Source organism: Methylobacterium sp. GXF4, from assembly GCF_000272495.1.
GTDB classification, from domain to species: domain Bacteria; phylum Pseudomonadota; class Alphaproteobacteria; order Rhizobiales; family Beijerinckiaceae; genus Methylobacterium; species Methylobacterium brachiatum.
Map to the genome: position 1 here is coordinate 55,465 of NZ_AKFK01000061.1, position 25,788 is coordinate 81,252.

The following is a 25,788-nucleotide window of genomic DNA, read 5'->3' on the forward strand; positions in this document are numbered from 1 at the left end:
GGCGCCCGGGGCTCGAGCGGTCCGATGACGCATTGAAGCGTGGCAGTCCAAGCGACATGCCACGGGTTACATTCGCTCTGGTTCCATCAGCGCAACCTTCATTCGCGTCTCGAAAAGCCGTGCCGGTTCGCGCATTCGAGAGGCCAAGCTTATTCAGGGGAAGCCTCGCATGCGCATTGCTGTGCTGTCCGAGACGGACTCTGCGGAATCGCGGGTCGCTGCGGTTCCGGAGACCGTCAAGAAGTTCAAGGCGCTGGGCGCCGACATCACCGTGCAGGCGGGCGCCGGGCTGAAGGCCGGGATCCTCGATAGCGAGTACGAAGCGGCCGGGGCCGAGATCGCCGGCAGCGCCGCCGATGCGGCGCGCGATGCCGATCTCGTCCTCAAGGTCCGCCGCCCGGCGGGCGAGGAGCTGTCGCTGCTCAAGCGCGGCGCCACCGTGATCGCGATCATGGATCCCTACGGCAACGAGGCCGCGCTGAAGGCCATGGCCGAGGCCGGGGTTTCGGGTTTCGCCATGGAGCTGATGCCGCGCATCACCCGCGCCCAGGTGATGGACGTGCTGTCCTCGCAGGCGAACCTGGCCGGCTATCGAGCCGTCGTCGACGGTGCCGCCGAGTACGGACGGGCCATGCCGATGATGATGACCGCCGCCGGCACCGTGCCGGCCGCCCGCGTCTTCATCATGGGCGTCGGCGTCGCCGGCCTCCAGGCCATCGCCACCGCCCGGCGCCTCGGCGCGGTCGTGACCGCCACGGACGTGCGCCCCGCCACCAAGGAACAGGTCGAATCGCTCGGCGCGAAGTTCGTCGCCGTCGAGGATGACGAGTTTAAGCAGGCCGAGACCGCGGGCGGCTACGCCAAGGAGATGTCCGCCGGCTATCAGGCCAAGCAGGCCGAGCTGGTGAAGGGCCACATCGCCAAGCAGGACATCGTCATCACGACGGCGCTGATCCCCGGCCGCCCGGCGCCCAAGCTCGTCTCCGAGGAGATGGTCGCCTCGATGAAGCCGGGCTCGGTCCTGGTCGATCTCGCGGTCGAGCGCGGCGGCAACGTCGCCGGCGCCAAGCCGGGCGAGGTCGTGGTGACCGATCGCGGCGTGAAGATCGTCGGCCACACCAACGTCCCGGGGCGCCTGGCCGCCACGGCTTCGAGCCTCTACGCGCGCAACCTCTACGCCTTCGTCGAGACGCTGATCGACAAGGAGACTAAGGCGCTGGCGATCAGCTGGGACGACGAGTTGGTCAAGGCGACCAACCTGACCCGCGACGGCTCCGTGGTTCACGCCTCCTTCCAGGCGAAGACCGATGGCCCAGCCTCGGAGGCCGCAGCGGTCGGCCTGGCGAAGTCGGAGACCGGCAAGGCCGAGGCCGCCCCGGCCCCGTCGGGCGCGCACTGAAGATCGGTCGAGAGGAGAAGCAGAATGGCAAACGTCGTCGTCCCTCCCGATCAGGCGGCTGATCAGACCCGCGTGCTGGCCGATGCCGCGCGTGCCGCGGCCGAGGTCGCACGCAACGCCGCCGACCAGGCCCAGGCGATCGCCGCCGGCATGGGCCACGGGCTGAGCGCTGCCACCGGCGGCGCCGTCGACCCGTTCGTCTTCCAGCTGGCGATCTTTGTCCTGGCGATTTTCGTCGGCTACTACGTGGTCTGGTCGGTCACCCCGGCCCTGCATACCCCGCTGATGTCGGTGACCAACGCGATCTCGTCGGTGATCATCGTGGGCGCGCTCCTGGCGGCCGGCGTTCCGCTGCTGGAGAAGGGCACCGGCTGGGCCCGCGCCTTCGGCTTCCTCGGCATCGTGCTCGCCAGCGTGAACATCTTCGGGGGCTTCCTCGTCACCCAGCGCATGCTCGGCATGTACAAGAAGAAGGCCTGAGACGATGTCCCAGAACGTCTCCGCCCTTCTCTACATCGTCGCCGGCGTCCTGTTCATCATGGCGCTGCGGGGGCTGTCGCACCCGACCACGTCGCGCCAGGGCAACCTTTACGGCATGATCGGCATGGCTCTGGCCGTGCTCACCACCCTGGTCGGCCATCCGCCCGCCGGGTTCGGCGCCTGGATCCTGGTGATCCTCGGCATCGGGATCGGCGGCGGCGCCGGTGCGGTCATCGCTAAGCGCGTGCCGATGACGGCGATGCCGCAGCTCGTGGCCGCCTTCCACTCGCTGGTCGGCCTGGCGGCCGTGGCCGGCGCCGCGGCGACGCTCTACGCCCCGCAGGCGGTGGGCATCCTCGAGAACGGCCACATCCACAAGCAGTCGCTGTTCGAGATGGCGCTCGGCGCGGCCATCGGCGCGATCACCTTCACCGGTTCGGTCATCGCCTTCGCCAAGCTCGACGGGCGGATGTCCGGCAAGCCGATCATGCTGCCGCAGCGGCACCTCATCAATATCGGCCTCGCGGTCGCCCTGGTTCTGCTGCTCGTCCTGTTCATCGGCAACGAGAGCAAGGCGATCTTCTGGCTGATCGTGCTGCTGTCCTTCGCGCTGGGCGGCCTGCTGATCATCCCGATCGGCGGCGCCGACATGCCCGTCGTCGTGTCGATGCTGAACTCGTATTCGGGTTGGGCCGCGGCCGGCATCGGCTTCACCCTGGGCAACCTCGCGCTGATCATCACCGGCGCCCTGGTCGGCTCCTCGGGCGCGATCCTGTCCTACATCATGTGCCACGCGATGAACCGGTCGTTCGTATCGGTGATCCTGGGCGGGTTCGGTGGCGACGCCGCCGCGGCCGGCCCGGGCCAGGTCGAGACGCGCCCGGTCAAGCAGGGCTCGGCCGACGACGCGGCCTACATCATGAAGAACGCCGAGCGCGTGATCATCGTCCCGGGCTACGGCATGGCGGTGGCGCAGGCGCAACACAGCCTGCGCGAGATGGCCGACCTCCTGAAGAAGGAGGGTGTCGACGTGAAATACGCCATTCATCCGGTGGCGGGCCGCATGCCGGGCCACATGAACGTCCTGCTCGCCGAAGCGAACGTGCCCTACGACGAGGTGTTCGAGCTGGAGGACATCAACGGCGAGTTCCCGCAGGCCGACGTGGCCTTCGTGATCGGCGCCAACGACGTCACCAACCCGGCCGCCAAGACCGACAAGGCCTCGCCGATCTACGGCATGCCGATCCTCGACGTGGAGCGGGCCAAGACCGTGCTGTTCATCAAGCGCGGCATGGGCTCGGGCTATGCCGGTGTTGAGAACGAGGTGTTCTTCCGCGACAACACCATGATGCTGTTCGGCGATGCCAAGAAGGTTGTCGACAACATCCTCAAGGCGTTCTGAGACCAGCCGAAAATCGGATGGGGCAGGGGGCGGGCAGCGATGCCCGCCCTTTTGTTTTGCCGGCCCCGCGTCGAGCGCCGTCGTTGTTGCCGTGGCGCCCGCGATTCTGACGCCGACCCGGTGTAGAGTGCCGCCCGTGTCCGCCGCCGCCGCCTCGTTGCTCGCCGATCCGCCGCCATTCCTCGGTGTCGCCGCCTCCGTGACCGGCCGGCGCTGGCAGGAGCGCTGCGCCGGCATGGCGGTGCAGAATCACATCGCCAAGATGGTCCAGGCGCATGGCCTGCCGGAATTGCTGGCGCGCGTGCTGGCCGGCCGGCAGGTGGCGCCGGACGAGGCGGCCCGCCATCTGGCGCCGCGCCTGCGCGATCTGATGCCGGATCCGGACACGCTGCTCGACATGGATGCGGCGGTGCGCCGACTGGTCCGTGCGATCCGCCGCGGCGAGGTGGTCGCGGTGTTCGGCGATTACGACGTCGACGGCGCGGCCAGCGCCGCGATGCTCGCCGGCTATCTCCGTCAGCTCGGCCTCCGGGCCCCGATCCACATCCCGGATCGGATCACCGAGGGCTACGGCCCCAACATCGCGGCGATCACTGCTTTGGCGGCCGAGGGCGCGACCCTGCTGGTCTGCGTCGACTGCGGCACCAGCGGCCACGGACCGCTGGAAGAGGCCGAGAAGCTGGGCCTCGACGTGATCGTCCTGGATCACCACGCGGCCGCCGAGCTCCTACCCCCGGCCCGGGCCGTGGTGAATCCCAATCGGCTCGACGACCTGTCGGGGCTCGGCCATCTCTGCGCCGCGGGCGTCGTGTTCCTCACGCTGGCCGCCCTCAACCGCGCCCTGCGCCGGGAGGGCTTTTTCGGGCCGGATCGCCCGGAGCCGCCCCTGACCGACGCCCTCGACCTCGTCGCCCTGGCGACGGTGGCCGACGTGGTGCCGTTGATCGGCCTGAACCGCGCCTTCGTGACCCAGGGCCTGACGGTGATGCGCCACCGCGGGCGCACCGGTCTGGCCGCCCTGCTCGACGCCGCCTCGCTCAGTGAGCCCCCCGAGGCGTGGCATCTGGGCTTCGTGCTCGGGCCGCGGATCAACGCCGGAGGCCGGATCGGCGATTCGGCCCTCGGCGCGCGCCTGCTCACCACGGCGGATCCGGTCGAGGCGACCCGGATCGCGGCCGATCTCGACCGTCTCAACCGCGAGCGCCAGGCGATCGAGGCCCATGCCGTGTCCGAGGCCGAGGCCGAGATGGACCGCGCCCTGACCCTCGACCCCGCCCGGGCCGTGCTGGTGACCGGCAATGCCGAATGGCATCCCGGCATCGTCGGGCTGATCGCGGCGCGGCTCAAGGAGCGTTTCAACCGGCCGGCCTTCGCTTTCGCGATCCGGCCCGATGGCACCGCCACCGGCTCGGGACGCTCGATCCCCGGCGCCGATCTCGGCCTGGCCGTCCGTGCCTGCGTCGAGGCCGGGCTCGCCAGCAAGGGCGGCGGCCACGCCATGGCGGCGGGCGTCACCCTGCGGGCGGACGACATCCCGCGTTTCGAGACGCATCTCGCCGCTTTGCTCGGCGCCAGCGTCGCGGTCTCGCGTGCGGCCGACGCCCTGATGATCGACGGCGGCCTCAGCGCCGGCGGCGCCACCGCCGAGACCGTCCGGCTGCTGCAGCGGGCCGGCCCGTTCGGGCAGGGGGCGCCGGAGCCGGTCTTCGCGCTGGGCCGGCACCGGCTGGTCGATGCCGCGGTGGTCGGGTCGAGCCATGTCCGCGCCCGGCTGCGGAGCCGCGACGGTCAGGCCGTCGGCGCGATCTGCTTTCGGGCGGCCGAACGGCCGCTCGGGCAGGCGCTGCTGAAAGGGATCGGCCAGGAGATGCATGTGGCCGGCACGCTGTCCTGCGACCGCTGGCGGGGTGCCGAGCGGGCGCAGCTGCGGATCATCGATCTGGCGCCGGCCGAGGGCTGAGACCGCTCAGCCGCCGGCCATCACCAGCGCCCAGAACCGTTTGTAGCGGGTGTTCGGGGCATCGACGCGGGCGATGCCGATCCGCCGGATCTGCGGAAGCAGCATGTTCTTGTTGTGCTCGGGGCTGGCCTTCCAGCGGGCAAGCACCTGCTCGAAGGTCTCGGAGCCGGCGCTGAGGTTCTCGGCGGCGTAGGACCGCGCCAGGCCTGCCGAGGCCATGCGTGACGTGAAGCTGCCGCCGACATCGTGGCTGAGCTGTCCGTGCCGGGCATTGTTGCCGGCCTGGAAGGCGGCGGCCTTCACCAGGCCGGTGTCGACGATGACCGGGCTCAGCCCGTGCTGGACCCGGTAGGCCGAGATCGCAGCCGCGGCGGCGACCTCGTCGAGGATCGCGGTATGGGTCGCGTTCTCCACGGTCGGTTCGGGCGTGAAGGACAGGCCGCTGCAACCGGCGAGCGATAGCGACAGGGCGGCGGCGAAGGCGGGAAGGATTTTCGACACGGGGACAGGGATTCCGGAGGGGATGGGTCTCCCTCCGGCTCGGTTGCGGCGAAACCGCGGCGCCGGTGGTGGCTCCGGTGCCGCGACGCCGGACCGTGGCGCCGCGGCCACGGCACTCACGCCGCCAGGGCGTCGCCCCCGAGCATCACCGGCGCGAAGACCCGCAGGAGGTCGGGGTCGAGATGGCCCACCCCGTCAGTCATGATCGCCAGGGCCTCGGCGGGGCTCGCGGGCTTCCGGTAGGCGCGGCGCTCGGTCAGAGCCGAGAACACGTCGCAGATCGCCACGATCCGCACGAGATCGGAGATCGTCCGGCCAGAGAGCCGATCCGGGTATCCGGTCCCGTCGAGACGCTCGTGATGATGCAGGACGACGTCGATGACCTCGTCCTCGAACGTGCCCTGCGCCCGAAGGAGGTCGGCCCCGATGACGGGATGGCGCTGCATGAGCCGCAACTCCTCGGGATCGAGATGGCCGGGCTTGTTCAGGATCTCGCTCGGGATGCGGCACTTGCCGATATCGTGGAGGAGGGCGGCGCGGACCACCCGTCCGAGATCGACCCGGCCCAGCCCGATCTGCGCACCGAAACTCGCGGCATGGCCGGCGACCCCGAGCGTGTGCTGGTAGACCCCGACATCGTGGCGCCAGACTTCGGCGAGCCACGCCGTGATCCCGGCTTCTGAGACGGCGGCGAGCACCAGATCGGTTCCGCGCTCGATATCGGCGCGCTGCAAACCGGCGCCGAGGGCCGCGCTGTCGAACAGCTCGGACACGATCGCGGTGGCGTCCGAGACCTGCCCGACGAGTTTCTGCCGGCGCGTCTCCGCCGAGCGGGTGACCGCCTCGATCATTGCGAAGACGTTGGCCAGCACCACCTGGCGCGGGGCCGCGGCGGGCAGCTGGCGCAGGTGCGGGGCCGGTTTGGCGGGCTCGCCGCGGACGAGCACGAGACGCGGGACCGGAAGCCCGCGATGGGTCAGCGCCGGCTCGAGAGCCGCGGCTTGGGCCGGATGCAGATCCAGGACGATGAGATGGGGCCGGCCCTGTGGAAGCGCCGCATTTGCCGGGACGGCCCGGCAATCCATCACCAGAGCGATGGCCCGTTCCAGGGCGGCCCGTTCCGTGGGGCGATCCGAGATCAGCAGGACGAACGGACCATTCGTGGTCCGCGAAGAGGTGCCGAGGGCCAACGCGGTTGCTCCCTCGCCCGCATGGTCAACGATCCGTTGACCTTAGCGGGAACCTTTGAGGAAAGCGTTAACCCTACGCAGTTTGCCAGCGTATAGACGCCGGAATAGCAGTCTTCAGGCGAGGCTGACGGCGCCGTCCTGACGGGTCTGCTGCGTGGCGACCTTGCCGGCATCGGAGGCCGGGCTCAGGACGTCGGCCAGCTTGACGGCCAGCAGGGCCTGGCAGGCGGCGAGGGCGACGAACACGACGAGGAAGCTGGCGATCATGGTGAGGCTCCGGTGCGGCCCGAATGGCCACGCGATGTTGCGATGCCAGAGATGCCATCTCGCACCGCAAACTGGTATACCAGATGCCGAATGCCACTCATGTTTCGGACGCATAAGCGACGGGAACCATGGGCGAAAGCCCGGCCTCGGTGCCCGACCCTGGCCCGAAACCCGCTTGATGCCAGCACCAAACGATCAGTGATTTGGCGGGCCTATGGTGCGCTGCAAGCGCGGCCGTGCAGGCGCCGTATCGGTGTCGCCGGCGGTGCATCCGGGGTTCGACGGAGGCTCCGGCCGGGCGTGGCGCTCAGTCCAAGTAGTCGCCGTAGGTGTCCACGTGCTGAGCCAGGCCGAGGCCGTGTTCGCGCACCAGCCGCTCGGCCTTGTCGGCGTCCCGCGCTTCCAGGGCCGCGATGATCGCCACGTGCTCGCGGATCGACCGCTCGGCCCGATCGCCCTGGCGGAGCGCGGTGCTGCGGATCCCCCGCACATGCATCAGCAGGTTGCTGGTGAGCTCGGCGATCGGCTCGCAATGGCCCAGCGCGATGATCCGCTGATGGAAACGGATATTGGCGTCCGAATACTCGTCGATGTGCTCGGCCGGCTGCCCTTCATAGAATTCGGGGAACGACTCGCGCAGGGCGCGCAGCTGCGCGTCGGTGGCGCGGGTGCAGGCGAGGCGGGCCGCCATGCTCTCCAGCGCCGTCCAGGCGTGGATCATGCCGACGATCTCGCGCTTGTTCTTCTTGATGACGAAGACGCCGCGCCGCGCTTCCGACCGGACGAACCCTTCCTGCTCCAACACGGTGAGCGCCTCGCGCACGGGCGTGCGGCTGACCCCGAGATCCTGCGACAGTTTCCGCTCGTCGAGCCGGACCTCATCGGGCCGCCCGTAGATGTCCATGTTGGTAATAGCAGTCTTGAGCGCTTCATAAGCCAGGGTCCGTAAACTCGAGCTGGCGACGATCGGTTTAACGCTCAACGGTTCAGAGTTCGACATGCCTCGTCCAGTCGGCCCATGCCCATAATTTCTCGCACGTGTTGTCTGTCGTGCGCTCATAAAACGAACTAGCCCAAACCTTTTCCCGATCCTAGCCAAATGCGCGGCGACTCCACAGAGCGCTCGTCGGCAGGTTCCCGGACACGCCGGCCATGATCGGCCCTTTCCGGAACGGTAATGCCGAAAATTCGGCCCACGTCTGACAAGCCGCGGTAATCCTGCGGCGTATTCGTGTATTTTTGTGCAGGATCGATTGACAGACTCGCCGGACCTCAGCACCATTCTGCTGGCATACCGTAGACCAGCGGGGCGCAAGAGAGACCTTTCGGCGGTGAAGGGCGGAACCGCCGAGACTTCATTTGTCCGCCAGACAAGAATTTTTCAAAGCACGTCGCGCGCTTTGTACTGCCAAGGGCGGCTCCGCCGGGCCATAAACACAGCCGGCGTTCGAGAGAAAATAATAAATCCAATCTGGAGGGAAGCGTATGTCCGAGACCACCAAACCGGTTGGGCGGGGCCGATGGCTCCAGCTGACATTCGGCGTCGTCTGCATGTGCATGATCGCCAACATGCAGTACGGCTGGACGTTCTTCGTGAACCCAATGCAGGAGCGGCACGGCTGGGACCGCGCCGCGATCCAGGTCGCCTTCACGCTGTTCGTGGTCACCGAGACCTGGCTGGTGCCGATCGAGGGCTGGTTCGTCGATAAGTACGGCCCGCGGATCGTCACCCTGTTCGGCGGCCTGCTCTGCGGCATCGCCTGGGTGATGAACTCCTACGCGGAGTCGCTCACGATGTTGTACGTGGCCGCGGCCATCGGCGGCACCGGTGCGGGCGCGGTCTACGGCACTTGCGTCGGCAACTCCCTCAAGTGGTTCCCGGATCGGCGCGGTCTCGCGGCCGGCATCACCGCGATGGGCTTCGGCGCCGGCTCGGCGCTCACGGTCGTGCCGATCCAGGCGATGATCAAGTCTCAGGGCTACGAGGCCGCGTTCTTCTACTTCGGCATCGGCCAGGGCCTGATCGTGATGCTGATCGCCCTGTTCCTGCGCTCGCCGGTCAAGGGCCAGGTCCCGGATGTCGCCCGGGTCAGCCAGTCCAAGCGCGACTTCAAGCCGGGCGAGATGGTGCGCACCCCGATCTTCTGGGTGATGTACGCCATGTTCGTCATGATGGCCGCCGGCGGCCTGATGGCGACCGCGCAGCTCGGGCCGATCGCCAAGGACTTCAAGATCGCCGACGTCCCGGTCTCGCTGCTCGGGATCACGCTGCCGGCGCTCACCTTCGCGGCGACGCTGGACCGGGTGCTCAACGGCGTGACGCGGCCGTTCTTCGGCTGGGTCTCGGACCATATCGGCCGCGAGAACACGATGTTCATCTCCTTCGCCATCGAAGGCCTGGGCATCTACGCGCTGAGCCAGTTCGGCGAGAACCCGATCGCCTTCGTGCTGCTCACCGGCCTGGTGTTCTTCGCCTGGGGTGAGATCTACTCGCTGTTCCCGGCGACCTGCGGCGACACGTTCGGCTCGAAATACGCGGCGACCAATGCCGGCCTGCTCTACACGGCCAAGGGGACCGCGGCGCTCATCGTGCCCTATACCAGTGTGCTCACCACCATGACCGGCAGCTGGCACACGGTGTTCCTGGTGGCGGCCGGGCTCAACATCCTGGCGGCGTTCCTGGCCCTGTTCGTGCTCAAGCCGATGCGGGCGGCCTACACCAAGGCGCCGCAGACGAACCTCGCGCCGGTGCTCGCCCAGTAAGGCGCATCCGAGCGATCGACAGGAGGCCCGGCGCCGGCTTTACGGCGCCGGGCCTTCGCGCGTACCCGGTACCGGGTTCATCCGAGGATCGGGCATGGATACGGACGAGCGGAACGCACGCGCGAGCGTGGTGGCGGCGGCGCGGGATCTCGACGCGCAGGGGTTGAACCGCGGGACCTCGGGCAACGTCTCGGTGCGGTTCCGCGACGGCCTCCTGATCACGCCCTCGGGGCTGCCCACGGCGCGCATGCGCCCGGAGGACATCGTGCCCCTGGCCTTCGACGGGACCCACCCGGCAGGGCTCAAGCCGTCCTCGGAATGGCGCTTCCACCGGGACATCCTGGCGGCGCGACCCGAGATGGGCGCCGTCGTCCACGCCCACCCGATCCATAGTACCGCCTTCGCCCTGTGCGGGCGGGAGATCCCGGCGGTGCATTACATGGTCGCGGCCTTCGGCGGCCCGAACGTGCGCTGCGCGCCCTACGCGCCCTACGGTACGGCCGAGCTATCCGAACTCGCTCTGGTGGCGCTGAAGGACCGGAACGTCTGCCTGCTCGCCAATCACGGCATGATCGCCGCCGGGGAGAGCCTGGAAAAGGCGCTGTGGCTCGCCGTCGAGCTCGAGACTTTGTGCTGGCAATACGCCGTGGCGCTCCAGGTCGGCGCCCCGAACATCCTGTCCGACCATGAGATCAACAGCACCGTGGAGCGCTTCCGCGGCTACGGGCTCAACGCCGCCGACAAAGGCTGAACCGCCGCCCAGACAATCTGCAACGTTCACGCCCCGGCCCATTCAAGGCGTGACGCGCTCTCCTCCCCCTCATGGCTACGGGCTACACAGGTTTCGAACGGAACCGTGATCAACCCGTGGGCGCAGAAAGCGCGGGTCCCCTGTCCCGTGCGGGAGAGGGACACGGTGAGGGACCAGGGTTTTCCGGAGAGGTCGCATCCCTCACCCCAACCCTCTCCCGCTCGGGAGAGCGACTGTCTGTCGGGTCAAGGGGCGATTGCGAGGTCGCGTCGGATATCGCGGGCCTTTGCGTTGAGGCGCACGAGCAGCTTGCGGGCGAGCGCGACGCGGATGAGCTTTTTGGGCTTTCCGGCCTGGCTCAACCGATGGTGGAGGTCGGCGAAGTCAGGCTCGTACCGGCGCACGATCTCGGCGACGACGAACAGGACGCCGCGCACGCCCGCGCGGCCGCCGCGCACCGGGCGCTTGCCGGCGCGCCGGCCGCTGTCGTTGGCGATGGGCGCCAGCCCGGCGAGCTTGGCCACGGCCTTGTTGGACAGGGTGCCGATCTCGGGCATCTCGGCCATGAGATGGGCCACCGTGCGGTCGGCCACGCCCTTGATCGTGTGGAAGGTCCGGTCCAGGGCCGCCCAGACCGGATCGTCGGCGATGGCCTGGGCGATGTGGGCTTCCAGCGCCCGGATCTGCCCGGCGGCCGCCGCCAGGACGGCGGTGAACGAGGCGAGCACCGCCGGCTCGGTGACCAGGCGGGCCTGGTTGGCCTGGGCGACCTTCAGCGCCGTGAGCTGGCGCAGGCGCACCACCAGGGCGGTGAGCCGGGCCTGGGTCGGCGCGGCCAGCGGGGTGGGGCGGACTGCCTTGGTCTGCGCGTACCAGGCGATCATCCCGCAATCGATCCGATCCGTCTTCTCCAGGACGCCCATGCCGTCGGCAAACCGGCGCACGGCCCGCGGGTTGACGATCGCGGCCGGGAGGCCCTCGGCCCAGAGCGCGCCAAACACCGCCCGCTCGTACCCGCCGGTGGCCTCCATGACCACCAAGCCGACCCCATGCTCCCGGCAGAACGTCGCGAGTTCGGCATGGCCGTCCGGGGTGTTGGCGACCTGTCGCCACGGACCGTGGCGGCCAATGCGGGCATCCAGCGTGGCGGCGCCGACATCCACTCCACAGATGATGTCTGTCACGGTAACCTGCCTTGTCCATGCGACGGGCTGTCCAGCGACTGTCCGGTCGTGCGTGACGAGGCGGCCTCCGGTCCCAAAGCTCTCCCACGGTTGTGGCCTGAGGGGGGACGGGCGTCAGAGACCGCGCGCGAGGGTCGGCGGCCACCGACCCTCGCGCAGCCCTCATCTCACCATCCCAAAGGGCCGACCGCCAGATACAAGGGGGGGCGGCGCGGCCTACAACAGCGCCTGTGCTTCAAACCTGTGTAGCCCGGAGCCCTTATGGGCATGGAAAACGCGAATCCGCCCCGCTCAGCGGCCGAGGACCTGCCCGAGCGCGATGCCGCCGGAGGCCGCGAACTCGGCGGCCGCGATCTTCTTGCCGTCCTCCGGCTTGACCTTGCGGATCTCGATCCGGCCGCCCTGCGCGCAGACGCTGAACCCGTCCGCGTCGACGGCGATGACCTCGCCGGGCTTGCCCTTCACGTCACCGAGGCGGCGCACCGGGTGCAGGCGCGCGTCGAAGATCTGGAGCTTCTTGCCGTCGAGCGTGGTCCAGGCCCCGGGGGCCGGGTTCGCCGCGCGGATCAGGTTGTAGATCTGGTCGGCATGGGCCGACCAGCGGATCTGGGCTTCCGCGGCCCGGAACCAGCCCTCGTAGCTCGCCGCGTCCTCGTCCTGGTCGATCTCGATATGCTCGCCGGCGACGACCAGATCGGCCGCCTCCAGCATCGCCTCGACACCCATCGGGAACAGGTTGCCGAAGTAGATGTCACCCAGCGTCGCGTCGGCGCCGATCTCGCAGGTCTTCTGCAGGATCACCGGGCCCTCATCGAGACCGTCCGTGGGGCGGAAGATCGTCAGCCCGGTCTGCAGGTCGCCCTTGGCGATTGGCCAGTTGATCGAGGACGGGCCGCGATAGCGCGGCAGCAGGCTCGGATGGTACTGGATCGTCCCGTGCTTCGGGATGGTGACGAAGCTCTGCGGGGCGAATTGCAGCACGTAGGCCATGATGCCGAGATCGGCATTCAGGTCACGCATCGCCGCCTCGGCCTCGGGGCTCTTCAGGCTCGGGAACTGGAAGACCGGGAGGCCCTTCTCAAGGGCGGCGGTCTTCAGGACGTCCGGCTTGGCGCCGGCCTTCTCGGGCGCGCAGAACACCCCCGCCACGGTATCCCCGCGCGTCAGGAACGCGTCCAGGACGGCCTTGCCGAAATCCTGCTGACCGATGACGGCGATGCGCATGGGAAATCCCTGGCGTCGTCCGGCCCCGAAGCGGGGACGGATTCGTTCTGGTTGGACGGCGTGGTGGTGCAGATCGGTTGCGGCGATCCCGGACGCGCGGCCCGGGATCGCCCGTCGGCCTCACTCGGCGGCGATCTTCTGAACGGCACCGATCGCGCCGGACCCGGCGATCTCCTCGACCTCCTCGGCCGAGTACTTGAGCACGTCGCGCAGGATCTCGTCGTTATGCTCGCCCAGCAGGGGCGAGCGCGCGACCTCGGTCGGGCTCGCCGACAGCTTGATGGGGTTGCCCACCGAGAGGTAGCGGCCGCGGGTCGGGTGATCGACCTCGACGATCGTGCCGGTCGCCCGCAGGGCCTCGTCCGCGGCGATCTCCTTCATGGACAGGATCGGGCCGCACGGGATGTCGTGCCCGTTGAGGATGTCCATGGCCTCGAACTTGGACATCTTCATCGTCCAGGCTTCGATGCGGGTGAAGATCTCGTTGAGATGCGGCAGCCGCGCCTTCGGGGAGGCGTAGTTCGGGTCGGTCTTCCAGTCCGGCTCGCCGATGATGTCGCAGATCGGCTCCCAAACCGCGGCCTGCGTGATCACGTAGATGTAGGCGTTCGGGTCCTGCTCCCAGCCCTTGCAGCGCAGGATCCGGCCCGGCTGTCCGCCGCCGGAATCGTTGCCGGCGCGCGGCACGGCCTCCCCGAAGGGGATCCCTTCGCCGAACTGGCTGTATTCCTTCAGCGGACCGTGCTCGAGGCGCTGCTGGTCGCGCAGCTTCACGCGGCAGAGGTTGAGCACGCCGTCCTGCATCGCGCAGTCGACCTTCTGGCCGAGCCCGGTCTGCGTGCGGTGGTAGAGCGCCGTCACGATGCCGAGCGCCAGGTGCAGGCCGGTGCCGGAATCACCGATCTGGGCGCCGGTCACCATCGGGATGCCGTCCCGGAATCCGGTGGTGGAGGCCGAGCCGCCGGCGCATTGCGCGACGTTCTCGTAGACCTTGCACTCCTCGTAGCGGCCGGGCCCGAACCCCTTGACCGAAGCCAGGATCATGCGCGGGTTCTTGGCGTGGATCTTCTCCCAGGTCAGACCCATCCGGGCCAGCGCCCCGGGGGCGAAGTTCTCGACGAGGACATCGCATTCCTCGATCAGGCGCCAGAGCACCTCCTTGCCCTTCGGGTTCTTCGAATCGAGCGTCAGCGAGCGCTTGTTGTGGTTCAGCATCGTGAAATAGAGGCTGTCCACATCCGGAATGTCCTGGAGCTGCTGGCGGGTGGCGTCGCCGACCCCGGGCCGCTCGACCTTGATCACGTCCGCTCCGAACCAGGCCAGGAGCTGGGTGCAGGTCGGGCCGGACTGAACGTGGGTGAAGTCCAGGATGCGGACGCCTTCAAGGGCCTTGCTCATGGTCGGTCTCGGATCTCGGGTCGGGTTTCGGGATTCAGGGTCGGGAGGCGGTTCAGGTCGGTCTCACGGGCGCCGCGCCGCCCGGGGGGCTGCGCTGCGCTTCGGCCGAGGACGCGCGTCTGGTGTTTGCGGACGGACCATGCCGACACTCCCTCCCGATACGCGGCCCCGTCGAATCGCGGTCCCGTCACTTTGGCCCGTTCAGGCGGGCCTTCACGTTTGTATACCACATGCCATTAGCGGGAAGCGAGTACAAAGAAACTCTCGCGAAGGTTGTGGTCAACGCATCAGCTTAGACCCAAGAGTTTTGTGGCTCAACGCGGCTGGGCCAGAGCACAGGGGGAACCGGGTCCCGCCCCCTTGGCATACGTCTCAAGGCAGTCCATCATTCCGCCAAAATCGGTACTCCGCGACGCGGAAGACCGCGCAACAACGCTGAACGAGGAACGCCCATGCTCGCCAGCACTAGCCTGATCAAGTCCTCCTGGATCGCCGTCGATGTCGATCGCGACCGGGCGGAGCGCGTGCTCGTGGTCGAGACCTACATCGCCGTGAGCCCGCTGGAACCGAACTTCGACGCCGCGCAGTACGACCGCGTGCTGTGCTGCGTGCAGAAGGTCCTGAAGGCGCATCCCGAGATCGACCGGGCCTCGATTCTCAGCATGCATCGCGGCTCGGGCTGCACGGCACTGTTCCGGGAGCCGCCCGCGGATGCGGCGCGGCCGGCCGCGGCGTAAATCCGGTTTTTCGGCGGTTGCGCCGCGCCAGAAGCGCGGGCGGCCTGAAGGGGGCGGGCGCGTCCCGCCATGTGTTCGAGGGCCGGCCGATCGCGAGCTGATTTCAGGAACGGTCCGGTTCGGCCTTGGCCGGCGGCTCTATCGCTTCCAGCGCGACCCGGGCGGCGTGGAACCACCAGAGCGGAATGTCGCGATTGGCCTTCGTCAATTCCGACGCCCAGCCCTCCTTCGGCATCACCTCGGCCCGGTCCGCGAACAGCCGAAGCGCACTCTCGGCCCGCTCCCGCCGGCACCGCTCGCGGATCGCGGTGCGTTCGGCCTCGGCGCGGGCATCGGTCTGCTCGATCAGCCGCCGGGTCGCCAATTCGTCGGCGTCGAAGGCGAAATGCTGCCAGAACGCCTCGGCCTCCCGGGCGACGTCCCGTTCCCGCTGCGCGACGGCGAGAGCCGCCTCGGCAGCCTCCTGAGCGGCCTCCGCCGCATGGGTGCGTGCCAGGAGGCGGTTGTTGGCCTCGAGCAACTCGCGCTCGCGCTCCGGCGCCATGCGCTGACGCCGCAGGACACGCAGTTCCTCGTCGCGCGCCGCGCGATCGTCCGCGGCGGCGATCAGCCCCGCGAGGGGCCCGTCCGCCAGGGCGTCGGCACGCCGGAGATAGCGTTCGCGCAATCCCGGATGATCCCTGTCCAGGGCCGGACCATCCCAGGCCGGACGGTCGGCGATCCCGGATCCGTCATGTTCGTAGAGCGACCGAGCCACCGCACGGCGCAGGTCGTCGGCAGGCGAAGTCGCGACGTGTTCATTCATGACGCTACGCTGGCGGCGAGTAACGGGACGGCAATCAACGCGCTTGTCCAGCCGGAGGAGCCATGGGCGCATGACGATCCGGTATCGAGGCGGGGGCAATCGTCACGCCCATGCATTCGTCCGATGGCCTGACGATCCGACACGCACGACTCTTACCGTGCGCGGTCGTTCCGGCCATCCTGTAAAGACGCCGTCGCACGCTTTACGCACCGGTCGCTGTCGAGCCATCACGACATCTTCGCCGATCCCGCTGCCGGTGCGGAAGGTCCATCGGGTCTTGAGAGCCGACGCGACTTTCGGTGGTTCGGACTTATCCTTCAGACTTCCGAGCGATCCGCTCCAGCGCCTCGAACATCGGCTCCAACTCAGCTTTGTCCAATTGGTGGAAGCCGAGGGTCCGGCCCATGATCACGCCCAGAATCGCGAAGAACAGGACCGAACCCTCACCCGGGCAGGCGCTGTTCATCCCGGCGAGCCGCTCGAGCTGGCCCGTCACGAAGGCACGGTAATCGTTCAGGGCCTCGGGATACTCGATCGAGGCGAGGAGCAGGGCACGCGAGGATTCGTCCTCGTCGCAATAGTGCTTCCGGACATGCTCGACCATGGCCAGCGGAAGCTGCGCCGGTCCGGGCTGGATGGCCGCCTCGCAGGCGGCGATATCCGCGCGCATCGCGGCAAGCTTGCGGGCGACGAGCGCCAGGATCAGCGCATCCTTCGAGGCGAAGTGATGCAGCACCCCGCCCTTGCTCAACCCGGCCTCGGCCGCGACGGCGTCGATCGTCAGCGCCCGCGCGCCGCCCTTGCGCAGCACCGCGTCGGCCGCCTCCAGGATGATCTCCGGCCGTTCAGCCAGCCGCTGTCGTTTGACGCGCATGGGTCACCAAATTAAAAACCGACTGGACGGTATGTAAGCGATGAAGTAGGAGGACGTCATGCCGGTGGCCCGATTTTGCCGCGACGGCTGACGGCAAGATTCTCATGATCGCTCTTCGATACACAGCCCTGCTGCTCGCGACGATCACCTTCGCGTCCGCGGCGCAGGCCGCCGAACCGGCGGACGAGCCCGACTCGTCCCTGGCCCGGGTCCGAATCGTCGAGGCGCGCCGTACCTCCGTCGCGTCCGAGGTCGTCCTGACCGGTGACATCCAGGCTCAGGCCCAGGTCAACGTCTCGTTCCGGACGAACGGCAAGGTCGCCGAGCGGCGCGTCGAGGTCGGCGACCATGTCGAGGCCGATCAGGTGCTGGCCGTGCTGGAGCCGCTCACCCAGCGGGCCAATCTCGACAACGCCAAAGCCGCCCTGGTGTCGGCCGAAGCGCTGCTGACCCAGGCCAAGATGGCTTACGAGCGACAGAAGCAGCTCCTGGCCGGCGGCTACACCACGCGGCCGAGCTACGACAATGCCGAGCAGGAAGTCCGGACCACGCAGGCCGCGGTCGATTCCGCCAAGGCCGCCCTCGGGACCGCCCAGGAGCAGTTTTCCTACACGGAGCTGCGCGCCGGCGTCGCGGGGATCGTGACGAGCCGCAGCTTCGAGGTCGGCCAGGTGGTCCAGTCCGGCCAGACCGTCCTGGTCATCGCCCAGGACGGACCGCGGGACGCGGTGTTCAACGTCTACGAGTCGCTGACCGCGCGACCGCCGGGGGACAAGACCATCACGGTCTCGCTGCAGGCGAATCCGGCGATCACAGTCCGCGGGACCGTGCGCGAGATCTCGCCGACCGTGGACGCGTCGAGCGGAACGGTGCGGGTGAAGATCGGTCTGGAGAACACCCCGCCCGCCATGGGGTTGGGTGCCGTGGTCATCGGGCATGGTCGCTTCGCCCCCCACGACGCGGTGATCCTGCCCTGGTCGGCGCTGTATCGCTACGACGGGCACCCGGCGGTCTGGATCTACGACACCGGCCGTCGGACGGTCGCGGTCCGCCCCGTGGACATCGACCGGTACGGGCCGGATGTCATCGCCCTCAAGGGCGGCGTCGAGCCGGGCGAGCGCGTCGTCATCGCGGGCATTCAATTTCTGCGTCCCGGGCAGGAGGTTGCGGCCGCCCTCGTCGAGAGCAACCCATGAAGACGCGCGCGGTTCTGATCCTGGCCGCCTGCGCGGCAATCCTTGGCGGCTGTGGCGGCCACGACGACGAGCCCAAGGATGCCGTGGCGCCGGTGCGGCCGGTGCTCACGCAGGTCGCTGTGCCTGGCGACACGATCACGTTCGGGCCCTTCGCCGGCACGGTCGAGCCGCGCTACCAGTCCCAGCTCGGGTTTCAGATTCCCGGCCGCATGGTGGCGCGGGACGTGACCGTCGGCGACATCGTCAAGAAGGGCCAGCGCCTTGCCGCCCTCGACACCGTGGTCACGCGGTTCGACCTGACGCGGGCCGAGGCCGATTTCGCCGACGCGCGCGCGCAGGCCGAGAACGCGGAGGCCGCCGAGGCCCGCAGCCGCCGCCTGATGTCGGGCAACAACGTCTCGCAGGCGACCCTCGATCAGGCGGTCGCCAAGCGCGACACCGCCCGGGCGCGCGTCGATCAGGCCGCCGCGAGCCTCCAGAAGGCCCGGGATCAGATGGGCTACACCGAGCTCAAGGCCGAGTTCGACGGCGTCGTCACCCAACGCCTGGCCGAAGTCGGGCAGGTGCTGAGCGCCGGACAGGGCGTCGTCACCGTCGCCCGTCCGGAGATCCGCGAGGCCGTCGTGGACGTGCCGGAGCAATATGTCGGCGCGCTGCCGGCCGACGGCGTGTTCACGGTCTCGCTCCAGAGCGCGCCGGAATTGACCGCCCGGGGCCGCGTCCGCGAGATCGCGCCCCTCGCCGAGACCGGGACGCGCTCCCGGCGCATCCGGATCACCCTGGACAATCCGGGCCCCGCTTTCCGGCTCGGTGCGACCATCGACGTGTCGCTCACCCGCAAGGTCCCCCGCCGCTTCCTCCTGCCCGAATCCGCTTTGCTCGTGGAGGGTGAGCGCCGTTCGGTCTGGATCGTCACGCCGGACGGCAAGTCGGTGACGCGCCGCGACGTGACTGTCGCCTCCGCCCCGGAGACGGCCGAGGGCGGGCGTGTCGCCATCCGTGACGGCATCGAGCCGGGCGAGCGGGTCGTCGTCGCGGGGGTCCATGCCCTGCGCGAGGGCCAGGCCGTGCGCCTGACCGACGATGCCCGTTGAGCCGGCCGAACGAGAGTTTCCCGTGAAGGATTTCAACCTCTCCGACTGGGCGCTCGGGCATCGCTCGTTCGTCTGGTTCCTGATGGCGGTCTCGCTCGTCGCGGGCGTGATGGCCTATAGCCGCCTCGGCCGCGAGGAGGATCCGCCGTTCACGATCAAGACCATGGTCGTGCAGACGACCTGGCCGGGCGCGACGATCAAGGACACGCTCGATCAGGTCACCGACCGGGTCGAGAAGGAGTTGCAGCAGCTCAACGCGCTCGATTACGTCCGCAGCTACACCACGCCGGGCTCGTCCACGGTCTTCGTGCAGTTCCGCGACACGCTGAAGAAGTCCGAGGTTCAGCCCGCCTTCTATCAGGTCCGCAAGCGGCTCGGCGACATCAAGGGCCAGTTCCCAGACGGCGTGCAGGGGCCGTTCTTCAACGACGAGTTCGGCGATGTCTACGGCAACATCTACGCCTTCACGGCCGACGGCCTGACCTACCGGCAGCTGCGCGACTACGTCGAGAGCATCCGCACCGAGGTCCTGCGGGTGCCCGATATCGGCAAGACCCAGCTGATCGGGACCCAGGCCGAGACGATCTATCTCGACTTCTCGACCCGCAAGCTCGCCGGCTACGGCATCGATTTCCAGGCCCTGATCAAGGCGCTCCAGGCCCAGAACGCGGTCTCGGCCTCCGGTGTGGTTCAGGCCGGACCGGAGCGCGTGTCGCTGCGGGTTACCGGCTCCTTCACCTCGGAGGCCTCGCTCCAGGACGTGAACCTGCGGGTCAACGACCGCTTCTTCCGGCTCGCCGACATCGCCGAGATCAGCCGCGGCTACGAGGATCCGCCGGCGCCGATGTTCCGGGTCGACGGCAAGCCGGCGATCGGTCTTGCCATCGCCATGCGGCCGGGCGCCAACCTTCTGCATTTCGGCGAAGCCCTGAAGGGCGAGATGCGCCGGATCGAGGCGACGCTGCCGGTGGGCGTCGGCGTCCACCTGGTCTCCGACCAGCCCAAGCAGGTGGAGCACGCCGTCGGCGGCTTCACCGAGGCGCTGGTCGAGGCCGTGGTGATCGTGCTGGCGGTCAGCTTCGTCAGCCTCGGCGTACGGGCCGGGCTGGTGGTCTCGGTGTCGATCCCGCTCGTGCTCGCGATCGTCTTCGTCGTCATGCAGATGATGGACGTGACGCTGCAGCGCATCTCGCTCGGCGCGCTGATCATCGCGCTGGGCCTGCTGGTCGACGACGCCATGATCACGGTCGAGATGATGGTTGCCCGGCTGGAGCGGGGCGACACCCTGCGCAAGGCCGCGACCTTCGCCTACACCTCCACGGCCTTCCCGATGCTGACCGGGACCCTGGTGACGGTGGCGGGCTTCCTGCCGATCGGCTTCAACGGCTCGGGGGCGGGCGAGTACACCTACTCCCTGTTCGTCGTGCTGGCGGCCTCGCTTCTGGTCTCCTGGGTGGTGGCCGTGCTGTTCGCCCCGCTCATCGGCGTCGCCCTGCTGCCGAAGACCGTGAAGCACCATGCGGAGAAGCGCGGCTTCCTGACCCGGCTGTTCCTGGCCATGCTCCGGCTCGCGATGGCCTGGCGCTGGACCACGGTCGTGCTCTGCCTGGGGCTGATGGCGGTGGCGATCGTCGGGATGGGCCATGTCCAGCAGCAATTCTTCCCGTCCTCCGACCGCTCCGAATTGCTGGTCGACCTGACCCTGCCGCAGAACGCCACCATCGCCGAGACCAAGGCGCAGATGGACCGGTTCGAGGCCAAGCTGAAGGACGATCCGGACGTGACGAGCTGGTCGTCCTATGTCGGCCAGGGCGCGGTGCGCTTCTACCTGCCCCTCGATCAGCAGCTCTCCAACGCGTTCTACGGGCAGATCGTCGTCGTCACGAAATCCCTGGAGACCCGCGACCAAGTGATGGCGCGGCTCCAGGCGATCGGGCGGCGCGACTTCGTCGGCACCGACTTGCTCGTCCAGCCGCTCAGCCTCGGCCCGCCGGTCGGGCGCCCGGTCCAGTACCGGCTCAGCGGGCCGGATATGGAGACGGTGCGCCGCCTCTCCCTCGACCTCGGGAACGTCGTCGCCGCCGACCGCCGCCTCGACGTGCCGACCTTCGACTGGAACGAGCCCGGCAAGGTGCTGCGGGTCGAGATTCTCCAGGACAAGGCGCGCCAGCTCGGCGTGACCAGCCAGGACATCGCCGGCATCCTCAACGGCATCGAGGGCGGCCAGGCGATCACGCAGGTGCGCGATTCGATCTACCTCGTGAACGTGGTCGGCCGGGCGCGGGCCGCCGAGCGCTCCTCGCTCGACACCCTGCAATCCCTGCAGGTCGGCCTCGCCAACGGCTCCGTCGTGCCGCTGCTCTCCTTCGCGCGGATCGGCTACGACCTCGAGCAGCCGATCGTCTGGCGCCGCAACCGGCTGGCGACCGTGACGGTGCGGGCGACGATCCGCGACACCACGCAGCCCGCCACCATCGTCACCGGGTTGCAGCCCGGGATCGACGCCTTCGCGAAGGCGCTGCCCGAGGGCTACAGCCTGGAGACCGGCGGCGCCGTCGAGGAATCGGCCAAGGGCCAGGGCCCGATCGCGGCGGTCGTCCCGGTGATGCTGCTGACCATGGCGCTGCTGCTGATGGTCCAGCTCCAGAGCGTCGGCCGGATGCTGCTGGTCTTCACGGTGGCGCCCCTCGGCCTGATCGGCGTCGTGCCGGCGTTGCTGCTGTTCGACAAGCCGATGGGCTTCGTGGCGATCCTGGGCATCCTGGCCCTGATCGGCATCATCATCCGCAACGCCGTGATCCTGGTGAGCCAGATCGAGGAGTTCCGGGCCGAGGGCATGGCGCCCTGGGATGCCGTCTACGAGGCCACGCACCACCGGATGCGGCCGATCCTGCTGACGGCCGCGGCGGCGAGCCTGGGCCTGATCCCGATCGCCCGTGAGGTGTTCTGGGGGCCCATGGCCTTCGCGATGATCGGCGGCATCCTGGCGGCGACCTTCCTGACGCTGCTGTTCCTGCCCGCCCTCTATGTCGGCTGCTACCGGATCCGACCGGAGAGCCGTGACCGGGCTCCGGCGCAAGCCGCCTGAGCGACCGGCGACACCGATCGCAGCGTGGCCCCACGCTGCGGTGATCGGTCGGCCCGCCTCTCCGCCCCCTCAAGGCGGGCCGACCGTGATTCGTTTCGCAGGATGCTGGCGGAAACTCCGGACCGTCCCCGCACGTAAGCGGGACTAGAACCGAGGAATCCCGCCCGCATGAACGCCTTCATCGCCGTCGTCCTGGTCTGCGCCAACGGTCTCGCCCAGGAGGCCTGCACCGATGCCGAGGCGCTGGAAGTGCGCAAGGTCCGGGTCGCCAACGAGCTCGGCTGCGCCACGGGCTGGCAGGAGATCATCGCCCGCACCGAGCGGCGCGAGGAGATCGGCAAGTCCGCCTACCTCAAGACCGCGTGCCGCCGGGTGAAGGAGCCGCAGTGACCGGGCTCGCCCGGCTACTTGTCGTACTTGATGTAGGCGAAGCGCGGGTCGGACGGGGTTCCCTCCAGTCCCTGTCCTTCGAGAGCCGGCTGCCAGGACACGACCTCCTCGATCTTCTTGGCGAGCGCGAAGTCCTTCTCGGTGATTCCCTTGGCCGCATGGTTCATCAGCCGCACCTCAACCCAGGCATAGGAGGCCGTCAGGTCGGGGTGGTGCCAGGCGGCCTCGGCGAGGTGGCCCACGGTGTTGATGACCATGAGCGTGCCCTTCCAGCCCGCCGTCTTGTAGGTCCGCCGGATCCAGCCGTCCTCCAGCCGCCAATGCGGCAGCTCGGCCTTCAGCCGGGCCTCCACGGTCGCCTCGTCCAGAACGCCCTCGCGCCGCTCGCTCATCCGCCTCGTCCTTCTCGTTCCGTGTCGGAAGGCGAGGGTGCCCGCGGCACCGGCGCCGCGCAAGCGCACAAGGGAATTCGCCGCGGTGGACGGCGTGCCGTGCGGGCCCTATGACCTTTTTCCAATGGCGGCAGGACAAGTCCACGCCCAAGTCTGCGATCTCTCAAGACCGCGCAATACGATGGGAGAAGGCGTGATGCTGTCACGGCGCGCAATGCTCGCCGGCGGCCTGCTCGGCGGCCTCGGCCTGCGGGCGGCGCGGGCGGACGTGCCGGTGATCCGCCTCGGGAGCCTGCCGTTCGGCACCTCCACCTGGGAGGCGGCGGTGATCAAGGCCCGCGGCCTCGATACCGCCAACGGCTTCCAGCTCGACGCGGTCAAGCTCGCCGGCAACGACGCGGCGCGGATCAGCTTCATTGGCGGGCAGGTCGACACGATCATCGGCGACCTCCTGTGGGCCGCTCGCCTCGGCAATGACGGCCAGGCGGTGCGCTTCATCCCGTACTCGACCTCGGAGGGCGCCGTGATGGTGCCGGCCGACAGCCCGATCAAGAGCCTGAAGGACCTCGACGGCAAGCGCTTTGGCGTCGCCGGCGGGCCGCTCGACAAGAACTGGCTTCTGCTGCGGGCGCAGGCCAAGGACGCCGCCGGGATCGATCTCGAGCACGCCGCCGAGATCGCCTACGGCGCCCCGCCGCTGATCACCCTGAAGCTGGAACAGGGTGCCCTGGACGCGGCCCTGACCTACTGGACCTATTGCGCGCGGCTCGAAGCCAAGGGCTTCCGCCGGCTGGTCGGCGCCGAGGACATCATGCACGCGCTCGGCGTCGCCGGCGACGTCTCCCTGATCGGCTACCTGTTCCAGGACACGACCGTGAAGGAGAAGCCCGAGGCGGTGGCCGGATTCGCCCGGGCGTCGCGCGCCGCCAAGGAGATGCTGGCGGCCGATCCCACGACCTGGGAGGTCGTGCGCCCGCTGATGGCGGCGGAGAACGACGCCACCTTCGAGGCGCTCAAGCGCGATTTCCTCTCCGGCATCCCGCGCCGCCCGGTGGCGGCCGAGCGCACCGATGCCGAGAAGCTCTACGCCGTCATGTCGCGCCTCGGCGGTCCGCGCCTGGTCGGCAAGGGCGCCGGGCTGCCGCCGGATCTCTACTACGACGCCGGCCGCAATGGCTGAGCGGCCCGTCAGGCTGGTCCCCGCATCCGGGATCGCGATCGCCGGGACCGCATGGGCGCGCTGACCCGCATCGCGTCGCTCGCCGTGCTCGTCGCCGCCTGGCAGTTCGCTGCGCTGGAGGCCGGCTCGCGGCTGTTGCCTGCCCCGATGGCGGTGCTGCGCTTCATCCTCGAGGAGGCCGAGCGCGGCGACCTCGCGCACAATGTCGGGGTCACCCTGCTGCGGGTGGCGATCTCCTTCGCGGTGGCGATGGTGCTGGGGATCCTGCTGGGCGTCGCCCTCGGGCGCTCAAAGGCCGCCGACCTGACCCTCGACACGCCGCTCCTCGTCCTGCTCAACACCCCGGCCCTGGTGATAACCGTGCTGGCCTATGTCTGGGTCGGGCTGACCGAGACGGCCGCCATCCTGGCGGTGGTGCTCAACAAGCTGCCGAACGTCGCGGTGATCGTGCGCGAGGGCGCGCGCAACCTCGATCCGGGCCTCGACGAGATGGCCCGCGCCTATCGGTTCGACCGGCGCACCTGGGCGATGGACGTGCTGGTGCCGCAGCTCCAGCCCTACGTTGTCACGGCGGCCCGCTCGGGCCTGTCGCTCGCCTGGAAGATCGTGCTGGTGGTCGAGCTGCTCGGCCGTCCCGACGGCGTCGGCTTCGCGATCAACTACTACTTCGTCCAGAGCACCGATGTCGCCGCCATCATCGGCTACAGCCTCGTGTTCATGACCGTGATGATCGGCATCGACGTCCTCCTCCTGCAGCGGCTCGAAGCCCATGTCCGCCGCTGGCGCTGAACCCGTTCTCCAGGTCGCGATCGCCGCCAAGCGGTATCGGTCCAAGGGCGCCGAGCCGGTCGAGGCGGTCCGCGATCTCAGCTTCGGCGTCGGCGCCGGCGAGATCGTCTGCCTGATCGGCCCGTCCGGTGCCGGCAAGACCACGACCCTGCGCATCCTGCTCGGCCTCGATACGGATTTCGAGGGCCGCGTTTCCGGGGCCGATCAGGCCGGCATGGTGTTCCAGGAGCCCCGGCTGCTGCCCTGGCGCAGCGTCGAGCACAATGTCCGGCTGGGTCTGCCGCGGGCGCGGCGCGGACGCGATCTCGACGGCCTGTTCGCCCAGCTCGGCCTCACGCCCTGGCGCGGCAGCTACCCGAAGGCGCTGTCGCTCGGGATGCAGCGGCGGGTGGCGCTCGCCCGCGCGCTCGCCGATGCGCCGCGGGTGCTGGTGCTCGACGAGCCCTTCGTCTCCCTGGACGACAATGCCGCCGCCGAGCTGCGCGGCCTGGTGGTCGACACGGTCGAGTCCGCCGGCATGAGCGTCCTGATGGTGACCCACAACGTCGCCGAGGCGATCGGCATCGCCGACCGGCTGCTGCTGGTGTCCAAGCGACCGGCCACCCTGATGGCCGATGTGCCGCTCGACCGTCCCCGCGGGCGGCGCGACCGCGCCTGGGCCGAGGCGACGCGGGCCGCCCTGGCCGCCCGTCATCCCGGCATCATCGCGGAATAGACGGCGCCG

24 protein-coding genes are annotated in these 25,788 nt (G+C 69.1%); 14 read left to right on the top strand and 10 right to left on the bottom strand.

All coding sequences use genetic code 11. The annotated features are described in order from the left end of the window. The first annotated feature begins 169 nt into the window (after positions 1 to 169). The 4 genes from WYO_RS14540 to recJ all read left to right on the top strand — a co-directional run bounded on the left by WYO_RS14540 (position 170) and on the right by recJ (position 5,241). Entirely contained in the window at positions 170 to 1,399 is a 1,230-nt protein-coding gene (locus tag WYO_RS14540) for a Re/Si-specific NAD(P)(+) transhydrogenase subunit alpha (RefSeq protein WP_007563695.1), read from the top strand. A gap of 24 nt (positions 1,400 to 1,423) precedes the next feature. Continuing rightward, positions 1,424 to 1,879: an NAD(P) transhydrogenase subunit alpha gene (locus tag WYO_RS14545; protein ID WP_007563697.1), complete on the top strand. Its 456-nt coding sequence runs from the start codon at positions 1,424 to 1,426 to the stop codon at positions 1,877 to 1,879. Positions 1,880 to 1,883: 4 nt separating this feature from the next. Continuing rightward, a complete protein-coding gene (locus WYO_RS14550) occupies positions 1,884 to 3,281 on the top strand; it encodes an NAD(P)(+) transhydrogenase (Re/Si-specific) subunit beta (protein ID WP_007563699.1) in 1,398 nt (465 codons plus the stop codon). Between the two features lie 235 nt (positions 3,282 to 3,516). Continuing rightward, positions 3,517 to 5,241 (top strand): single-stranded-DNA-specific exonuclease RecJ, encoded by a 1,725-nt coding sequence (gene recJ, locus WYO_RS14555; protein WP_244424184.1) that lies wholly within the window; start codon positions 3,517 to 3,519, stop codon positions 5,239 to 5,241. A gap of 6 nt (positions 5,242 to 5,247) precedes the next feature. Here recJ and WYO_RS14560 read toward each other — a convergent pair whose 3' ends face one another. From WYO_RS14560 to WYO_RS14570, 4 genes are all read right to left on the bottom strand, one after another. Continuing rightward, positions 5,248 to 5,742, bottom strand: a complete 495-nt coding sequence (locus WYO_RS14560; RefSeq protein WP_007563703.1) for a CAP domain-containing protein — start codon at positions 5,740 to 5,742, stop codon at positions 5,248 to 5,250. A 116-nt stretch (positions 5,743 to 5,858) separates the two neighbouring features. After that, positions 5,859 to 6,932, bottom strand: a complete 1,074-nt coding sequence (locus WYO_RS14565) for an HD domain-containing protein (RefSeq protein WP_007563705.1) — start codon at positions 6,930 to 6,932, stop codon at positions 5,859 to 5,861. Positions 6,933 to 7,046: 114 nt separating this feature from the next. Beyond that, the gene (locus WYO_RS31570) at positions 7,047 to 7,199 is read right to left on the bottom strand and encodes a hypothetical protein (protein ID WP_007563707.1); all 153 of its coding nucleotides are present in this window, start codon (positions 7,197 to 7,199) and stop codon (positions 7,047 to 7,049) included. A gap of 307 nt (positions 7,200 to 7,506) precedes the next feature. Then, a complete protein-coding gene (locus WYO_RS14570; protein ID WP_007563709.1) occupies positions 7,507 to 8,199 on the bottom strand; it encodes a GntR family transcriptional regulator in 693 nt (230 codons plus the stop codon). Between the two features lie 485 nt (positions 8,200 to 8,684). Between WYO_RS14570 and oxlT the strand changes: the two genes are divergently transcribed. Together oxlT and WYO_RS14580 are read left to right on the top strand one after the other, a co-directional pair. Then, positions 8,685 to 9,962 carry an oxalate/formate MFS antiporter gene (oxlT, locus tag WYO_RS14575; protein WP_007563711.1) on the top strand — a complete coding sequence of 426 codons (1,278 nt, stop codon included), beginning with the start codon at positions 8,685 to 8,687 and terminating at the stop codon, positions 9,960 to 9,962. A 94-nt stretch (positions 9,963 to 10,056) separates the two neighbouring features. After that, complete coding sequence (locus WYO_RS14580) at positions 10,057 to 10,713, top strand: class II aldolase/adducin family protein (RefSeq protein ID WP_007563713.1); 657 nt, start codon at positions 10,057 to 10,059, stop codon at positions 10,711 to 10,713. Positions 10,714 to 10,958: 245 nt separating this feature from the next. Here the strand turns inward: WYO_RS14580 and WYO_RS14585 are convergent, their stop codons facing one another. From WYO_RS14585 to frc, 3 genes are all read right to left on the bottom strand, one after another. Next, entirely contained in the window at positions 10,959 to 11,897 is a 939-nt protein-coding gene (locus WYO_RS14585) for an IS110 family transposase (RefSeq protein WP_007563715.1), read from the bottom strand. Between the two features lie 291 nt (positions 11,898 to 12,188). Beyond that, on the bottom strand, positions 12,189 to 13,121 hold the full coding sequence (locus tag WYO_RS14590) for a methionyl-tRNA formyltransferase (protein ID WP_007563717.1): 933 nt from the start codon (positions 13,119 to 13,121) through the stop codon (positions 12,189 to 12,191). A 120-nt stretch (positions 13,122 to 13,241) separates the two neighbouring features. After that, positions 13,242 to 14,519 carry a formyl-CoA transferase gene (gene frc / locus WYO_RS14595; RefSeq protein ID WP_007563720.1) on the bottom strand — a complete coding sequence of 426 codons (1,278 nt, stop codon included), beginning with the start codon at positions 14,517 to 14,519 and terminating at the stop codon, positions 13,242 to 13,244. A gap of 452 nt (positions 14,520 to 14,971) precedes the next feature. On the opposite strand from frc, the gene WYO_RS14600 reads away from it, so the two are divergent. After that, positions 14,972 to 15,256 carry a hypothetical protein gene (locus tag WYO_RS14600; protein WP_007563721.1) on the top strand — a complete coding sequence of 95 codons (285 nt, stop codon included), beginning with the start codon at positions 14,972 to 14,974 and terminating at the stop codon, positions 15,254 to 15,256. 103 nt (positions 15,257 to 15,359) lie between these two features. On the opposite strand, the gene WYO_RS14605 is transcribed toward WYO_RS14600, so the two are convergent. Then, a complete protein-coding gene (locus tag WYO_RS14605) occupies positions 15,360 to 16,061 on the bottom strand; it encodes a hypothetical protein (protein WP_039902973.1) in 702 nt (233 codons plus the stop codon). 310 nt (positions 16,062 to 16,371) lie between these two features. Then, positions 16,372 to 16,935: a TetR/AcrR family transcriptional regulator gene (locus WYO_RS14610; protein ID WP_007563725.1), complete on the bottom strand. Its 564-nt coding sequence runs from the start codon at positions 16,933 to 16,935 to the stop codon at positions 16,372 to 16,374. Positions 16,936 to 17,039: 104 nt separating this feature from the next. On the opposite strand from WYO_RS14610, the gene WYO_RS14615 reads away from it, so the two are divergent. The 4 genes from WYO_RS14615 (at position 17,040) to WYO_RS14630 (ending at position 22,703) form a co-directional block, all read left to right on the top strand. After that, positions 17,040 to 18,131 (top strand): efflux RND transporter periplasmic adaptor subunit, encoded by a 1,092-nt coding sequence (locus WYO_RS14615; protein ID WP_007563727.1) that lies wholly within the window; start codon positions 17,040 to 17,042, stop codon positions 18,129 to 18,131. Beyond that, a complete protein-coding gene (locus WYO_RS14620) occupies positions 18,128 to 19,225 on the top strand; it encodes an efflux RND transporter periplasmic adaptor subunit (RefSeq protein WP_007563729.1) in 1,098 nt (365 codons plus the stop codon). Before WYO_RS14615 ends, WYO_RS14620 begins: the two co-directional genes overlap by 4 nt. A gap of 22 nt (positions 19,226 to 19,247) precedes the next feature. Next, positions 19,248 to 22,313: an efflux RND transporter permease subunit gene (locus tag WYO_RS14625; RefSeq protein ID WP_007563731.1), complete on the top strand. Its 3,066-nt coding sequence runs from the start codon at positions 19,248 to 19,250 to the stop codon at positions 22,311 to 22,313. Positions 22,314 to 22,481: 168 nt separating this feature from the next. Beyond that, complete coding sequence (locus tag WYO_RS14630) at positions 22,482 to 22,703, top strand: hypothetical protein (RefSeq protein WP_007563733.1); 222 nt, start codon at positions 22,482 to 22,484, stop codon at positions 22,701 to 22,703. 14 nt (positions 22,704 to 22,717) lie between these two features. Here WYO_RS14630 and WYO_RS14635 read toward each other — a convergent pair whose 3' ends face one another. Then, positions 22,718 to 23,095 (bottom strand): 4a-hydroxytetrahydrobiopterin dehydratase, encoded by a 378-nt coding sequence (locus WYO_RS14635; protein WP_007563735.1) that lies wholly within the window; start codon positions 23,093 to 23,095, stop codon positions 22,718 to 22,720. Between the two features lie 196 nt (positions 23,096 to 23,291). Between WYO_RS14635 and WYO_RS14640 the strand changes: the two genes are divergently transcribed. From WYO_RS14640 to WYO_RS14650, 3 genes are read left to right on the top strand one after another with little or no spacing between them, the layout of a single operon-like run. After that, the gene (locus tag WYO_RS14640) at positions 23,292 to 24,275 is read left to right on the top strand and encodes an ABC transporter substrate-binding protein (protein ID WP_007563738.1); all 984 of its coding nucleotides are present in this window, start codon (positions 23,292 to 23,294) and stop codon (positions 24,273 to 24,275) included. Positions 24,276 to 24,326: 51 nt separating this feature from the next. Beyond that, the gene (locus WYO_RS14645; RefSeq protein WP_007563740.1) at positions 24,327 to 25,064 is read left to right on the top strand and encodes an ABC transporter permease subunit; all 738 of its coding nucleotides are present in this window, start codon (positions 24,327 to 24,329) and stop codon (positions 25,062 to 25,064) included. Continuing rightward, positions 25,045 to 25,779, top strand: a complete 735-nt coding sequence (locus WYO_RS14650) for an ABC transporter ATP-binding protein (RefSeq protein WP_007563742.1) — start codon at positions 25,045 to 25,047, stop codon at positions 25,777 to 25,779. Before WYO_RS14645 ends, WYO_RS14650 begins: the two co-directional genes overlap by 20 nt. Positions 25,780 to 25,788: the final 9 nt, after the last annotated feature.

What these genes read in the sequence shown, in the direction of transcription:
- WYO_RS14540 (WP_007563695.1), top strand. Translation starts at nt 170, where the DNA reads ATGCGCATTGCTGTGCTGTCCGAGACGGACTCTGCGGAATCGCGGGTC.
- WYO_RS14570 (WP_007563709.1), bottom strand. Translation starts at nt 8,199, where the DNA reads ATGTCGAACTCTGAACCGTTGAGCGTTAAACCGATCGTCGCCAGCTCG.
- WYO_RS14605 (WP_039902973.1), bottom strand. Translation starts at nt 16,061, where the DNA reads ATGAATGAACACGTCGCGACTTCGCCTGCCGACGACCTGCGCCGTGCG.
- WYO_RS14615 (WP_007563727.1), top strand. Translation starts at nt 17,040, where the DNA reads ATGATCGCTCTTCGATACACAGCCCTGCTGCTCGCGACGATCACCTTC.
- recJ (WP_244424184.1), top strand. Translation starts at nt 3,517, where the DNA reads ATGGCGGTGCAGAATCACATCGCCAAGATGGTCCAGGCGCATGGCCTG.
- WYO_RS14630 (WP_007563733.1), top strand. Translation starts at nt 22,482, where the DNA reads ATGAACGCCTTCATCGCCGTCGTCCTGGTCTGCGCCAACGGTCTCGCC.
- frc (WP_007563720.1), bottom strand. Translation starts at nt 14,519, where the DNA reads ATGAGCAAGGCCCTTGAAGGCGTCCGCATCCTGGACTTCACCCACGTT.
- WYO_RS31570 (WP_007563707.1), bottom strand. Translation starts at nt 7,199, where the DNA reads ATGATCGCCAGCTTCCTCGTCGTGTTCGTCGCCCTCGCCGCCTGCCAG.
- WYO_RS14645 (WP_007563740.1), top strand. Translation starts at nt 24,327, where the DNA reads ATGGGCGCGCTGACCCGCATCGCGTCGCTCGCCGTGCTCGTCGCCGCC.
- WYO_RS14580 (WP_007563713.1), top strand. Translation starts at nt 10,057, where the DNA reads ATGGATACGGACGAGCGGAACGCACGCGCGAGCGTGGTGGCGGCGGCG.
- WYO_RS14620 (WP_007563729.1), top strand. Translation starts at nt 18,128, where the DNA reads ATGAAGACGCGCGCGGTTCTGATCCTGGCCGCCTGCGCGGCAATCCTT.
- WYO_RS14610 (WP_007563725.1), bottom strand. Translation starts at nt 16,935, where the DNA reads ATGCGCGTCAAACGACAGCGGCTGGCTGAACGGCCGGAGATCATCCTG.
- WYO_RS14600 (WP_007563721.1), top strand. Translation starts at nt 14,972, where the DNA reads ATGCTCGCCAGCACTAGCCTGATCAAGTCCTCCTGGATCGCCGTCGAT.
- WYO_RS14545 (WP_007563697.1), top strand. Translation starts at nt 1,424, where the DNA reads ATGGCAAACGTCGTCGTCCCTCCCGATCAGGCGGCTGATCAGACCCGC.
- oxlT (WP_007563711.1), top strand. Translation starts at nt 8,685, where the DNA reads ATGTCCGAGACCACCAAACCGGTTGGGCGGGGCCGATGGCTCCAGCTG.
- WYO_RS14640 (WP_007563738.1), top strand. Translation starts at nt 23,292, where the DNA reads ATGCTGTCACGGCGCGCAATGCTCGCCGGCGGCCTGCTCGGCGGCCTC.
- WYO_RS14550 (WP_007563699.1), top strand. Translation starts at nt 1,884, where the DNA reads ATGTCCCAGAACGTCTCCGCCCTTCTCTACATCGTCGCCGGCGTCCTG.
- WYO_RS14650 (WP_007563742.1), top strand. Translation starts at nt 25,045, where the DNA reads ATGTCCGCCGCTGGCGCTGAACCCGTTCTCCAGGTCGCGATCGCCGCC.
- WYO_RS14590 (WP_007563717.1), bottom strand. Translation starts at nt 13,121, where the DNA reads ATGCGCATCGCCGTCATCGGTCAGCAGGATTTCGGCAAGGCCGTCCTG.
- WYO_RS14635 (WP_007563735.1), bottom strand. Translation starts at nt 23,095, where the DNA reads ATGAGCGAGCGGCGCGAGGGCGTTCTGGACGAGGCGACCGTGGAGGCC.